Origin of the sequence: Klebsiella sp. BDA134-6, assembly GCF_015601345.1 — a bacterium.
Lineage (GTDB): Bacteria > Pseudomonadota > Gammaproteobacteria > Enterobacterales > Enterobacteriaceae > Klebsiella > Klebsiella grimontii.
Genome location: NZ_CP064784.1, coordinates 2,100,321 through 2,113,398 on the forward strand (window position 1 = coordinate 2,100,321; position 13,078 = coordinate 2,113,398).

Genomic DNA, 13,078 nt, shown 5'->3' on the forward strand with positions numbered 1-13,078 from the left:
TTTCTTTCCTTACAGCAGTGTTAATGGGCGAGCCAGGGAACCCAGCTGGCGATATCCGGTTTCAGTCACCACCACGGTTTCGCTGACGCCGACGGTGAATTGACCGTAGATACGCAGGGCCGGCGGGATGTGGAAGGTCATGCCAGGCTGCAGCTCGGTGGTGACGCCGCTGTACAGGCTGAGAATGCCGCCTTCGCCCCAGTCCGGCGCGAAGGCGATACCGATGGCGTAACCGGTGCGTTTTTTGAAGTTTTCGGTGAATCCGGCGCGGTCGATCACCTTCTGGCAGGCCAGGTGCGGCGCTTCGCAGGTGGCGCCCGGACGAATGGCGTCGAGGGCGGCCTGCAGGGCTTCCTGACAAACTTTTTCCATTTCGATGGCGATAGCGGGCGGCCGGCCCAGCCAGGCGGAGCGCATCATCGCGGCGTGGTAGCGATCGTGGGCGGCGGACATCTCCAGGAAGACCGGGTCGTTATCCTGCATCACCCGACGTCGCCATGTGCCGTGCGGCACGCCGCTGCGCGGGCCGGTCGAGACCAGCGGTTCCATGCCGACATACTCGGAACCGGCGGCAATGGCGGCCCCCATCATCGCCGAGACCAGCGCGTTTTCGTCTGCGCCGCTGCGAATCGCCGCCATTCCGGCGCGCATACCCGCATCGACATAGCGCGCCGCGGCGGCGATTTTTTCCACCTCCGCAGCCGATTTCACCGCGCGCAACGGTTCGATGACGCCAGCCGTATCGGCAATAGCGCCGAGCTTAGACTGCAGGGCTTCATAGACGGCAATCGGCAGGAACCAGCCGCGTTTATCCAGCCCAATGCGCTTATTGAGCCAGCCGCGCTGTTGCAGCATGCCCACCAGAAAATCCACCGGGTTATCGCCATCCTGGTAGATGGCGGCGTCTGAAATAAAGGTGTTGGCGATAAAGTTAAAGTATTCGAGCTGGCGAATCACAAAGACCGGATCCCCTTCTACCGGCAGCAGCAGCGCCTGAAAGGTGTAATAGCCCGGTGTTTGCTGACCGGTAAGCCAGAAAATGTTTTCCGGTCCGGTCACGATCATCACGTCCACGCCCGCGCGGCTTAAGCGTTCGCGGGTACGTCGAATGCGCTGCGCATATTCGTCGGCGCGAAAGGCGGACTCGCTGCCCTGAATCACATTGTTAACATCTTGCATCGTTAAACTCCTGGAGTAAGTTGGCCCGCGCGGCATCGAACTGCACGCCCAGACCGGGAGAGTCGTTAACGGCGACCATGCCATTGCGGTATTCCAGCCCGCAGACGGGATCGTCGGTTAATCCATCGGCGCCATACAGTTCGGCAAATGCCGGTTGCACCACACGGCACAGCTGGAGCGCGGCGGCGGTGGCGGCATGGCCTTCATTCATCTGACCAATCATGAACGGCACGTCGGCGAGCCGCAGACGGTTGGCGGCGACAAGCGTCGGAGCGAGGCCACCCAATTTCACCAGCTTGAGATGCCCCCATAGCGCGCCTTTGGCAGCAATCAGCCGGGTAATGGCTGCGTCGCTATTGAGGCTTTCGTCGAGCATGATCGGGATGCCGTAACCGTACAGTTCCGCAAGCTGGCTGTCGTATACCGGGCTTAACGGCTGTTCGATATAGCTAAGATTCAGCTCTTGCAGAGAGGGGAACGCCGCGTGAGCCTGCGCCAGCGACCATTGGCCGTTGACGTCAATTGCCAGCGAAATCTGCTGGCCAAACCGCAGACGCAGCCTTTGCAGGCGGGCCAGGTCGGTGGCGAAATCCGCTACGCCCGTGCGTAACTTCAGCTCGGTGAAACCGCGATCGACATAGCGCTGCGCCTGCTCCAGCATCCGCGACTCGCTGCTCCAGAACAGGGTTTGATTGGTGCGCCAGGCGGGCAGGCCCGCTTGCGCCCCCAGCCAGGCGGCAACGCTTACTCCCTCCTGCCGCGCCAGCAGATCGTGCAATGCCATATCCAGCACCATGCGTGACGGCGGCAGCAGCGTGTGGTCCTCATCATCCAGCGCGGCAAGTAGCGCCGCGGGCTGCCGGCGCCAGTCCCAACGGCTGAGGATTTGAAGCAGGTTGTTCAGCACCTGCTCTTCGCTATAGCCATGCAGGTAGCGAATATTGAGCCGTACTTCGCCAACCCCCGTCACGCCCTGGTCTTCCAGACGCAGCCAGACCGTGTCGAGCGCCGTCACCGGGCCAGAGGCGGCGGTATGCAGCGTCACACCGATATAATGCAGCTCTCCCCGAAAGAGCTGCGCTTTCATAAACCGGGCTCCGGCGGCAGCATGGCGAGCGCAATATCGAGATAGATATCTGCCGCGGCGATAAACTCATCGACGGGGACGAATTCATCGGGCTTGTGCGCCACGGCCAGCGAGCCGGGGCCAATGACCACGCCCTTTGCGCCCAGCGAACGGAAATGCACCAGATCGCAGCCGCCCTGAAAACCAAACGGGCCAGGCTCGCTCTGTCCGTGACGGCGGCAGGCGGCAAGGCTTTGCTCGACAATGGCTTCGCTGCTGTCGGTTTGCGTCGCGCCACCGGTGGTGGGCTGCCAGGCGATAATTTCGGCTTCCACGCCCGCATGAGCGTACGCGTGGTCGAGTAGCTGTTGCAGTTCGGCCTTGACGACCTCTTCGTCTTCACCCGGGACCATGCGGCGGTCAAGCAGTAGCTCACAGCTGTCGGGCACCACGTTGTCCGCATGCCCGCCGTGGATGCGGGTCACCGTCAGGCTGGCGTTACCGACCAGATCGTGGCAGCGGCAACGCACCTGCTGGTGGTGGGCCTCTTCAATCAGCCCTAAAAGGCGCGCGGACTGGTAAATGGCGTTAACCCCCAGCTCCGGCGTGCCGGAGTGCGAGGTGACGCCTTTTACCCGCACGCGAGGACGCAAGCTGCCTTTGTGAGCGGAGAAGGTCGCATTCGATGTCGGCTCGCCAATCACCGCGAAATCAATCGCCGGAGGGTTATCACGTACGTAGAATTTCGCCCCTTCGCTGGCGACCTCTTCATCGGCGGTGAACACGCCCATCAGCGTGCCGGACCAGCGCTGACGGTTGGCGGCCAGCAAACGCAGGGCTTCAACCATCGCCACCAGCGGGCCTTTGGCATCGCAGGCGCCGCGCCCGTACAGGCGCCCATCGCGCTCGGCGAGCGTGAAGGGATCGCTGGTCCAGCCGCTGCCCGCCGGAACGGTGTCGATATGGGTGTTAAAGGCGAAGCACGGCCCCGGTCCATTGTGCAGGACGGCGATAACGTTGGTCCGCCCCGGCGCGTATTCGCTAAAGGAGAGGTCGAATCCGGCGGTCAGCAGCCAGCCTTCCAGACATTCGGCGGCTTCACGCTCATGGCCCGGCGGATTCTCCGTATTGATGGCAACCAGCGTCGCTAAGTCTTTTTTCATACGCGCGCTGTCAACCTGGTAACTGGACATAGGAACTCCGTGGTTAATGTAATATTTGCGTCAGGAAGCGCTGCGCGCGGTCGCTGACGTGGCCGGCGAAGAAATCGCTGGTGCTGGCGCGATCGATAATTTCGCCGTTTTCCATAAAAAGAATGTTGTTAGCGGCCCGGCGGGCGAAGCCCATTTCATGGGTCACCACCATGCTGGTCATTCCTTCTGCGCTGAGCTCTGCCATCACTTCCAGCACCTCGCGGATCATCTCCGGGTCGAGGGCTGACGTGGGTTCGTCGTAGAGCATCAGCTCGGGCTTCATCGCCAGGGCTCGGGCAATTGCCACGCGTTGCTGCTGGCCGCCGGAGAGCTCGTCCGGAAAGTGGTCCGCGCGTTCGTTGATGCGCACCTTCGCCAACAGGTTGTCCGCCAGCGTGCGGGCATCAATGCGGTTCATCCCCAGCACCGTCATCGGGGCCAGCATGATGTTTTCCGCCGCCGTCAGGTGCGAGAACAGCTCGTAGTTCTGGAACACCATGCCAATACGCTGCCGCAGTTTGTGCACCGGCACTTCGCCGCGGCTGATGTGCTGGCTGGCGAAGAACACGTCGCCGCTGTCGGCAGGGGAGAGCATGTTGACGCAGCGTAGCAGGGTGGATTTCCCCGAGCCCGATGGCCCAATCAGTACCACGGTTTCCCCGCGCTGCACCTCAAGTGAGCAGTTCTTGAGCACGGTCTGGCGGCCAAAAGTCTTATCAATGCCGATCATCTCCAGCAGCGGTTTCTCGCTCATGGTTCCTCCCGGGCGGGTTTTGGTAATTTAAACAGGCGGTTCAGCCGCTTCTGGCTTTTGCTGCGGCGCTGTTTGGGATCCAGCACGCTTTCCAGCCACGACTGGAAGACCATAAACAGGCTGGTGAGCAGCAGGTAATAGATGCCTGCGGCGCATAGCGCTTCGAAGTAGCGGAAGCTGGCGCTGGCGGTCTGGTTGGCGACCAGCAGCAGTTCCTGAACAGCGATAACCGAGACCAGCGCGCTCGATTTCAGCATGCTGATCATCTGGTTACCCATCGGTGGCAGAACGATGCGTGCGGCCTGAGGCAGCACGATTTTTCGCATGATCTGCCCGTTGGTCATACCGAGCGCCATGCCGGCGGTGCGCTGGCCGCTTTTTACGGCCTGCAGGCCAGAGCGCAGAATTTCCGCCATGTAGGCGCCTTCATTAAGCGAAAGCGCCAGCACTGCGCAGGTAAATGCGGAGAAGCGTAAGCCGAAGCCTGGCAGCACGTTGTAGACAAAGATTATCTGGAACAGCACCGGCGTCCCGCGAAACAGCCACAGGTAGAAAAAGGCCAGCCCTTTCCCGGCGCGAAACGGCGCTTCCTGCAATAGCGCCAACACCAGGCCCAGCACCACGCCACACAACAGTGAGCAGAGGGTAATCAGTAGCGTCATCCAGGCACCCTGAATAAACTCGGGTGAGAGGAAGTACTGCCACATAAGTTCGATCGACATAGCGTTCTCCGGTTAATGGCGAGACGGGTTAGAAAAGAGCAACGGAATCAGGGAAGTTCCATTTCTGTATCAGTTGCTTGTAGGTGCCATTTTTGACGAGGCCCTGGAGACCTTTTTCCAGCAGAGCCTGGGTTTCGCTATCGCCTTTACGCACGGCAAACGCGATGTGGGTATCTGCCTCGAACTCATCGCCAACCGCTTCGAACATGCCCGCTTTTTCGGTTAGCAGGGCGACGGTCCCCGGCGTGGAGAGGAATTCAGCATCGGCGCGGCCCTGGGAGACGGCAACGGCGGAGTCGGTAGCGGCGGGGAAGGTCATGACGTTAATGGCCGGTTTTTTGGCGTCCAGACAGCGCTGGTTGTCTGCCCGGGCCTGGCTCTCTTCGATCCCCCCGAGCGTTACGGCGATATTTTTACCGCAGAGGCTCAGGTCGCGTCCGGTGATTTTTGCCGGATTACCTTTGCTCACCACCACGCGGCTGCCGATCTTCAGGTAGGGCACGAAGTCGACCTGCGCGGCACGGGTCGGGTTGACGTACATGGCGGAGTTGATGATATCGAGGCGTTTCCCTTGCAGTGCTGGGATAAGCCCTTTGAACTCCATCGGCATCGGCGCAGGCGTCAGCCGGATCTCTTTGCTTAGCGCGTTAATCAGGTCGATATCGAAGCCGGTGAGCTTGCCCTCTTTCACAAATTCAAAAGGCATAAACGTCGCCGCCGTGCCGTAGGTCAACTTGCCCGGGGCGATGGTTTCCACCGCAGCATGGCCCACCAGCGGGAGGGCGGTCAGCGCGAACATCAAGGTACGCACGTGGCGAAACAGTAAAGAATTGCTGGACATAGTCGTCTCCTGGTTAAGGTCTAAATTGAATTTAATGTGTCAATAAATACAATTGTACATGTGAAGAAAGCGTCTCATCCTGGTGCATATTGCACGTTAATCGTGCAGTCCTTGCTTTGTTTTGCTGCAATTTGTTGTGCATGATATTGTATATATCGACCACAACAATGCATTTCAGGGAAGCGTTCTCCATGCAGCCTGACTCCACTGCGAGCAGTCGCCGGATAGCCCGGCAAATACTCGACCTGATATCTGAAGCAAAATTCGATCCAGGTCATCATTTACGCGAGCAACATCTTGCCGATGCACTGGGGGTTTCGCGTACGCCGGTGCGCGCCGGGTTAAAAGAACTGACCCGAATGGGGGCGGTTGAAGCGCGTCCAAACCAGGGATTTTTCCTGCTTAAACGCAGCAATGAGCTGGAGCTGCTGGAGATTGAGCAGTCCAAGAGCAATGACCAGAAGCTCTACGAACAGCTGGTCCATGACCGTATTGCGGGCGTGCTGCCGGAATCGTTTACCCAGACTGAAATCAGCCAGCGCTATGAAGTCGATCGCGGTGTGCTGACCCGTACACTGGTGAAGCTATCGGAGGATGGTCTGATTGCGCGTAATGCGGGGCACGGCTGGCGCTTCCTGCAAACCCTCAACTCTGATGTCGCCCTGCGCAACAGCTACGGTTTTCGCCTGATGATTGAACCGACGGCGCTGCTGACACCTAACCTGCATGTTGACAGGCAGATGCTTAAACGTCTGCGCGCCCAGCATCTGCGCCTTATTACCCACCCGGACATTACGCAGGTTCCGGCAAAAGAGATTTTCGAAACCGACGCTGCATTCCACGAGTTGCTGGCGGAAGCCAGCGGCAATCTGTTTGTGCTACAGGCTATCCAGCAACAAAACCGGCTGCGCCGTTTGCTGGAATTTGGCAGCTATCACAATAAGCGCCGCGTAAAAGAGTGGTGCGAAGAGCACGTTGCTATCATCGATGCCCTGCGAGAGAACAAGCAGGAACAGGCGGCGGAATTGATGAGAAAACACCTGCAATACGCGTTTGACCAGGTCAATGTCAAAAACGGTCGCGCATAGCTGGCATCGCTCTTGCACATATTGCTTCTGAAAATACAATCAGGAGCATTTATGGATTTGCAGATACAACAACGAGTGGCGCTGGTGTGCGGGGCCGGAAGCGGACTTGGGCAGGCTATTGCCCTTTCGCTGGCGCAGGAAGGCGTGAGAGTGGCGGTCACCGGCCGCAATGCTGATAAACTGGCGCAAACGGTGGAGCGTATTACCCAGACGGGCGGCACTGCCCGCGCCTGGCCTTTGGATCTGGCCGCCCCGGAGCGGTTCGATACGGTGATTGCCGATATTCGCCAGCAGTGGGGCGATATCGATATTCTGGTCAATAATTCCGGTGGCCCGCCGCCCGCATCGGCGCAGGGGACAGGTGGCGCAGTCTGGCAACAGCAGTTTTCAGTGATGGTCGCCTCGTTGATTCAGCTCACCGATAAACTCCTGCCCGCCATGCGCAGCCGCGGCTGGGGACGCATTATTACCACCACGTCATCCGGCGTGATTACCCCCATTCCTGGCCTCGCCCTGTCGAACGCGCTGCGCATGAGCCTGCTCGGCTGGTCGAAAACTCTCGCCAGTGAAGTGGCTGGCGACGGCGTGACGGTGAATGTGATGGTGCCTGGGCGCATCGCCACCGACCGCGTGGGGCAGCTGGACGCACTCAGGGCGCAACGGGAAAACAGCAGTGCGGAAGCGGTCGCCGAAAAGAGTCGTATGAGCATTCCGGCCGGGCGCTACGGTGAACCGCAGGAGTACGGCGCCGCCGCTGCGTTTCTGGCAAGCCAGCCTGCCAGCTACATTACCGGGGCGGTGATTCGGGTTGATGGCGGATTGATCGGCGCGATTTAGTCACGGAGAATGCGTCATGCCGGTCGGTTTCGCAGCGGACCGGCATGACGGCTTATCAGCCGCTCCGAATTGTTTATTTTGCAGGCAACGAAGTCCATCTCTACAAATTTAACCCGCAGGTGTTGGGATCGGGTCTGAATACGATAAATTTTCTGATTAAACTTTTATTCTTCCTGCGTTGTTAAAGCGGAATGATTCACCATAAAAAATGCGCAAAGCGCGAGCAGTACGGCCCCAGCGGTAAGTATCCATCCGGCGTGGTGAAAAGCGGTTAAGCTCCCATTAGTCGGAGCGAATTGGAGGTAGCTCGCGGTAATCAATGCCGTTCCCGCCATCGCGCCAATACGCTGGAGGATGTTAAGAATAGGCGCGGCATCAGCGACATGACGGCTGCCAGCCATCGCCATGCCCGCTGCCATAGCGGGTACCGTCGCCAGGGCTAAACCGAACCCTCTGACGGCGATTGCGCCACCCACAAGCGTATAGTGACTCTCCGCATCAATCATCCCCAGCGGCAGGGTGGCAAATGCCGCGAGTAAGCCGCCCACGATCAGCACCGCGCGTGGCCCCAACTTATCAGAAAAGTAGCCTGCCACCGGAAATCCTATCGCCGAACCGATTAACTGAGGAGTAAGAAGCAAGCCCACTTCAGCCAGTGTTTTATGGCAAACGTCGCGGAAATATAAAGGAAGCAGGAACTGCCCGCCAAAATTCACCGCGCCGCCGATAGTCATCAATATGGCAGATAGAGCGAAGCCCCGATGTTTGAAAAGCCCGAGATGAAGTAAGGGGGATTCAATGCGCAAAGAGCGATAAATAAACAAGCAGGTGAACAGGGCGCCCACGCTGAGCATGATGGCGTTCCAGCCATATTTGCCGCTATTCAGGCTGAGCTCTTTCATGCCTTCCATCAGTATCGGCAGGCTGCAAAAGACCAGCGCCAGCCCCAGCCAGTCCAACGAGAGAGGCCTGTCATTTTTTATGGTCGGACGGGGAAGCAACTTCCATCCGGCAAGATAGGCACACAGGCAGAAGGGCACGGTGATCCAAAATAACCCTCGCCATCCGCAGCTTTCAAGCAGGAGTGCGCCAAGCGATGTCCCCAATAAGGGGGCAATGACGATGGCGACGCCAATCGTGCCAATGACCCGCCCCAGGCGTTCGCGTCCGACGACCAGACCAAGAATAGTTTGCCCCGCTGGTACGAGTAATCCGCCTGCCAGACCTTGCATTATCCTTGCGGCAAGCAGCACCTCGAAACGTGGGGAAAGGGCGCAAACTGCCGAGAAGATCGCAAATAACATCAGCCCATAGAGCCAAAGCTGCGTAGCGCCAAAGCGTCTGACGGCCCAGGCGCTCAGCGGAACGCCTGCCGCAAGGGCCATAAGATACGCTGTTGCTATCCATTGTATTGCCGAGTCCGGCACCCCCAGGCCGATGGCCATGGCGGGCAGCGCCGCGCTGAGCATCGTTGATGAAAGCATGGTGGAAAAAGCTCCCAGCGTGATAATGGCTGCCTGCATCCACAACACTGGCGGTATGGCATTTGTCGGTCGCGGATGGGTTGTTTCCTTGACCAGCTTGTCTTGATGGATATTCATAAAAAGCCCCCTAACAGACGATAAGCGAAGAAATCTATCATTGATCAATTTATCTATCATTGATAGAGTAATTTGCATTAAAGTTTCCGTCAGGCGCCGGGGTCAGACAAAATGTCTCTTCACAGGCCGCTGGCACGGGTAAATGGATTAACAACAGGATCAATATCATGGCGAAAATTCAACGAGATCAGGTGATTGAGGCAGCATTAGCTCTCTTGGATGAAGTCGGTCTGGAAGCGTTGACGACCCGTAAACTGGCACAAAAACTGGGCGTGGAATCCGCGACGTTGTACTGGCATTTCAAAAACAAGGCCAATTTGCTGGAAGAAATGGCTTCAGCTGTTTTAGCCAAACACCATGCGCTAGCTGTGCCCGAAGAAACTTCGGAATGGACAAGTTGGCTGGCGGATAACGCACGTAGTTTCCGCCGCGCTCTGCTCGCCCATCGGGACGGCGCTCTGTTACATGCAGGGACTTCGCCGACCCGGGTGGGAGGAGAAACCTTTTATCCAAAGCTGGTTTATCTTGTCCGAGCCGGTTTCAGTGAGGCTGAAGCCGCAATGATATTACTTGCGATTAGCGAATATACTTTGGGGTGCGTATTAGAGGAACAGTCGCGAACGTACGGTAATGATAATAAAAAGTTATCAAAAATACCGGCAGAAATTTCCCATATCGAATCGTTGGTCAAGCCACATTCGGATACCGCTTTTGAGTATGGTCTGTCTTTGATAATTAAAGGATTATCAATGCCATCAGCTTAATATTGTGCTTATTACAACACGATTAGCATCAGAGGCTTTAGCAAAAATTACCACAGAACCACCTTGATAATACCGGGAGAATGCATAAGGAGGAGACCCCATGTTTATTTCTGAATCCGTGATCGCCGTTATCATTGATTGGATCGACGATAACTTACATAAACCACTGCGTATAGAACAGATAGCTCACTACTCAGGCTATTCAAAATGGTATCTGCAGCGTTTGTTCCTGCAATATAAAGGAGAGAGCCTGGGGCGCTACATTCGTAATAAAAAGCTGGATTCAGCTGCCCGAGATTTACGCGAGACCGATGAGAATATTTACAGTATTGGTTTGCGCTACGGCTATGACTCGCAGCAAACTTTCACCCGATTATTTACCCGGCATTTCCATTTGCCGCCCGGTGAATATCGCAAGAAAAACAAAACAACCTATTACGTCCCGGGCAAAGCTGAATTTTAATCTCCTTTCCGATAGCCCTGGCCAAGCCGCCGCAGATAACTCGATGCGAAGAGATTTATCAATAAATAGAAAAGCAGACAGCGCCGAAAATACAAAACCTCCTGTTCTTTGGGTAACCATGGGGAACGGCGCGGAAAAAGCCGCGCCTTGTGAGTTATCAGGAGGTATTTGGTCAGCAGGGCGATTAATGGTAGGTGGGAAGCCAGTCGCCATGCGCGTCAATCAATTCGTCGCACAGCTTGCGGGTGTCATCGATCGACAGTTCGGCGGAAGTGTGCGGGTCGAGCAGAGCGGCATGGTAGATAGCTTCGCGCTTGCGCGTAACCGCCGCCTCGACGGTCAACAGTTGGGTATTGATGTTGGTACGGTTCAGCGCCGCCAGTTGCTCAGGCAAGTTGCCGACGTAGCATGGCGTGACGCCCTGGCCATCCACCAGACAAGGGACTTCGACACAGGCCTCGGAAGGTAAGTTAGTGATCAAACCGGTGTTGAGCACGTTACCGCCAATTTTATAGGGCCGATCGGTTTCCATCGCTTCGATGATATAAGACGCGTATTCATGGGTACGGCTATGGGTCAGGCTGGTGTCATGGGTCAGCGCCACTTTCTGCTGCTGCCATTGTTCAATCTGCTCAATACACCGGCGCGGATATTCATCCAGCGGAATATTGAATCGTTCAATCAGTTCCGGGTAGTTGCGTTTGATCCAGTAAGGCATGTATTCGGCGTTGTGCTCTGACGATTCGGTGACGTAATAGCCGAAAGTTTTCATGATTTCATGGCGCACCATATCATCATGCTTGCCCTGCAGGGCGCTGGCCCGGCGCTTAATTTCCGGGTACAGATCCTCGCCGTGGCGGCGAATGTCCAGCAGCCAGGCCATGTGGTTGATACCCGCGATATGAAATTGCACGTCGTCGGTTGGCATATCCACGCTTTTCAACAGCGTTTCAGCGCAGACCTGAACGCTGTGGCAAAGTCCGACCGTTTTCACCTCCGTATGACGCAGCATAGCGCCGGTTATCGTGGCCATAGGATTGGTGTAGTTCAGTAACCAGGCGTTCGGGCAGACGGCTTCGATATCCCGCGCGAAATCAAACATTACGGGTATGGTGCGCAGTGCGCGGAAGATACCGCCAATTCCCAGGGTATCGGCAATCGTCTGCCGGAGACCATATTTTCTCGCGATAGTGAAGTCGGTAATGGTGCAAGGGTCGTAGCCGCCGACCTGGATGGCATTCACCACGTAATGGGCGTTTTTCAATGCCGCGCGGCGATTCTCAACGCCAAGGTAAGCGGCGATCTTCGCTCTGCCCGCATTGGTATTGCTGTTGATATTGTTCAACATGGCGAGTGATTCATTGAGACGCGCGCCGTCGATGTCGTACAGTGCAATCTCCACCTCCTTCAGCGTCGGGGTCGCCATAATGTCCCCGAGTACGTTTCTGGCGAAAATGGTGCTGCCCGCGCCCATAAATGTCACTTTAATCATGGTATTTCTCCGTTCCTGCTGTTTTCGTCAGGCAGACTGTACGCTGCGGCGTGACCCGGAAATATGGCTAAATGTGATATTGCTATGGCGAAAAATGATGTCGCAAAGAAAGTGTGAGCCAGCTCTGAATCTGACTGAACCGGGGGACTTTACTGGCGGTATCTCTGATAATGTGAGGGGAAAAAATCGCGAGTTACTGATGCACAAGACTTTTACTCTCAATCATACCGACAATATCGAATTGAACTTGTACCAGTACGGCGAGGAGAGTTGTCATAAGGGGCACCGTTATGGCCCCGCTGTCCGTCAGCATTATCTATTTCATTATGTGATAAGTGGAACCGGCACCTTTTACAGTGAATCCGGCGCTTTTCCTGTCGTCGCGGGGGAGGGGTTTCTGATCCACCCCCATGATGTGACCACCTACTGCGCGGATAAAAAAGATCCCTGGCATTATATGTGGCTTGAGGTCGATGGGCTGATCGCCGCCAGAATTTTCGCGGAGTGCCATCTGAGCCGGCAATCGCCAATTTACCGACCCAATCTGAATAATGACAACCTCAGCGCCCTCGGCTACCTGCGGCACATTATCGAACATGGCGATGAACACCGGCTGAAGGTGCAGGGGCTGTGCTATCTCTTCTTTTCGACCTTAATCAGCAATACGCATGATCACCGGGCTCCTCTCCGTGATGACAAGACCAGACACCTGCAAAAGGCGATCAAAAAAATTGAAAATCGCTACCACGAACCTCTGACCGTTGAGAGCCTGGCCGCATACTGCAATATCAACCGTAGCTACCTTTGCCGGTTGTTCAAAAGCGCCTACGGTATAGGTCCCAAGGAGTATTTGCTCAATTTTCGTATGAGCATCGCCGTCAGCCTTCTCAAAAACAGCAATACGGCGATTAAAGTTGTGGGTATTTCCGTAGGCTATGAAAATCAGCTGCATTTTTCTAAGGCTTTTAAGAAAATGCACGGCGTATCTCCGGCTAAATGGCGGCAAAAATACCTTTCTGAACAGCAGCCGGCGACGTGACGTTTACCGCTTATTTACCTCTGTGGTGTGGTTGAAATA

At 56.3% G+C, this 13,078-nt stretch carries 13 protein-coding genes; 5 read left to right on the forward strand and 8 right to left on the reverse strand.

Annotated features, from left to right (window positions below):
• Window positions 1-9: 9 nt before the first annotated feature.
• From IYV58_RS09525 to IYV58_RS09550, 6 genes are read right to left on the reverse strand one after another with little or no spacing between them, the layout of a single operon-like run.
• A complete protein-coding gene (locus tag IYV58_RS09525) occupies window positions 10-1,179 on the reverse strand; it encodes a M24 family metallopeptidase (protein ID WP_142445491.1) in 1,170 nt (389 codons plus the stop codon).
• Entirely contained in the window at window positions 1,166-2,266 is a 1,101-nt protein-coding gene (locus IYV58_RS09530) for a mandelate racemase/muconate lactonizing enzyme family protein (RefSeq protein WP_139529378.1), read from the reverse strand. Before IYV58_RS09530 ends, IYV58_RS09525 begins: the two co-directional genes overlap by 14 nt.
• Entirely contained in the window at window positions 2,263-3,438 is a 1,176-nt protein-coding gene (locus IYV58_RS09535) for a M20 family metallopeptidase (protein ID WP_112165310.1), read from the reverse strand. Before IYV58_RS09535 ends, IYV58_RS09530 begins: the two co-directional genes overlap by 4 nt.
• 13 nt (window positions 3,439-3,451) lie before the next feature.
• Window positions 3,452-4,192 (reverse strand): amino acid ABC transporter ATP-binding protein, encoded by a 741-nt coding sequence (locus IYV58_RS09540; RefSeq protein WP_004131073.1) that lies wholly within the window; start codon window positions 4,190-4,192, stop codon window positions 3,452-3,454.
• Window positions 4,189-4,914: an amino acid ABC transporter permease gene (locus tag IYV58_RS09545; protein ID WP_004131075.1), complete on the reverse strand. Its 726-nt coding sequence runs from the start codon at window positions 4,912-4,914 to the stop codon at window positions 4,189-4,191. The genes IYV58_RS09540 and IYV58_RS09545 overlap by 4 nt, the downstream gene beginning before the upstream one ends.
• Window positions 4,915-4,942: 28 nt before the next feature.
• Window positions 4,943-5,755, reverse strand: a complete 813-nt coding sequence (locus IYV58_RS09550) for an ABC transporter substrate-binding protein (RefSeq protein ID WP_004131076.1) — start codon at window positions 5,753-5,755, stop codon at window positions 4,943-4,945.
• A gap of 191 nt (window positions 5,756-5,946) precedes the next feature.
• Between IYV58_RS09550 and IYV58_RS09555 the strand changes: the two genes are divergently transcribed.
• Window positions 5,947-6,843 carry a GntR family transcriptional regulator gene (locus tag IYV58_RS09555; protein ID WP_004131078.1) on the forward strand — a complete coding sequence of 299 codons (897 nt, stop codon included), beginning with the start codon at window positions 5,947-5,949 and terminating at the stop codon, window positions 6,841-6,843.
• A 51-nt stretch (window positions 6,844-6,894) separates the two neighbouring features.
• Window positions 6,895-7,680, forward strand: coding sequence for an SDR family oxidoreductase (locus IYV58_RS09560; RefSeq protein ID WP_004131095.1), 786 nt, complete (start codon window positions 6,895-6,897; stop codon window positions 7,678-7,680).
• 164 nt (window positions 7,681-7,844) lie between these two features.
• Here the strand turns inward: IYV58_RS09560 and IYV58_RS09565 are convergent, their stop codons facing one another.
• Window positions 7,845-9,281 carry a DHA2 family efflux MFS transporter permease subunit gene (locus IYV58_RS09565; protein WP_087828870.1) on the reverse strand — a complete coding sequence of 479 codons (1,437 nt, stop codon included), beginning with the start codon at window positions 9,279-9,281 and terminating at the stop codon, window positions 7,845-7,847.
• 167 nt (window positions 9,282-9,448) lie between these two features.
• Between IYV58_RS09565 and IYV58_RS09570 the strand changes: the two genes are divergently transcribed.
• The gene (locus IYV58_RS09570; RefSeq protein ID WP_142467755.1) at window positions 9,449-10,045 is read left to right on the forward strand and encodes a TetR/AcrR family transcriptional regulator C-terminal domain-containing protein; all 597 of its coding nucleotides are present in this window, start codon (window positions 9,449-9,451) and stop codon (window positions 10,043-10,045) included.
• Between the two features lie 100 nt (window positions 10,046-10,145).
• Complete coding sequence (locus tag IYV58_RS09575; RefSeq protein WP_004131101.1) at window positions 10,146-10,508, forward strand: RamA family antibiotic efflux transcriptional regulator; 363 nt, start codon at window positions 10,146-10,148, stop codon at window positions 10,506-10,508.
• Between the two features lie 184 nt (window positions 10,509-10,692).
• Here IYV58_RS09575 and IYV58_RS09580 read toward each other — a convergent pair whose 3' ends face one another.
• Window positions 10,693-12,000, reverse strand: a complete 1,308-nt coding sequence (locus tag IYV58_RS09580) for an alpha-glucosidase/alpha-galactosidase (protein ID WP_004131102.1) — start codon at window positions 11,998-12,000, stop codon at window positions 10,693-10,695.
• A gap of 199 nt (window positions 12,001-12,199) precedes the next feature.
• Between IYV58_RS09580 and IYV58_RS09585 the strand changes: the two genes are divergently transcribed.
• The gene (locus tag IYV58_RS09585; RefSeq protein ID WP_004131103.1) at window positions 12,200-13,039 is read left to right on the forward strand and encodes an AraC family transcriptional regulator; all 840 of its coding nucleotides are present in this window, start codon (window positions 12,200-12,202) and stop codon (window positions 13,037-13,039) included.
• Window positions 13,040-13,078: the final 39 nt, after the last annotated feature.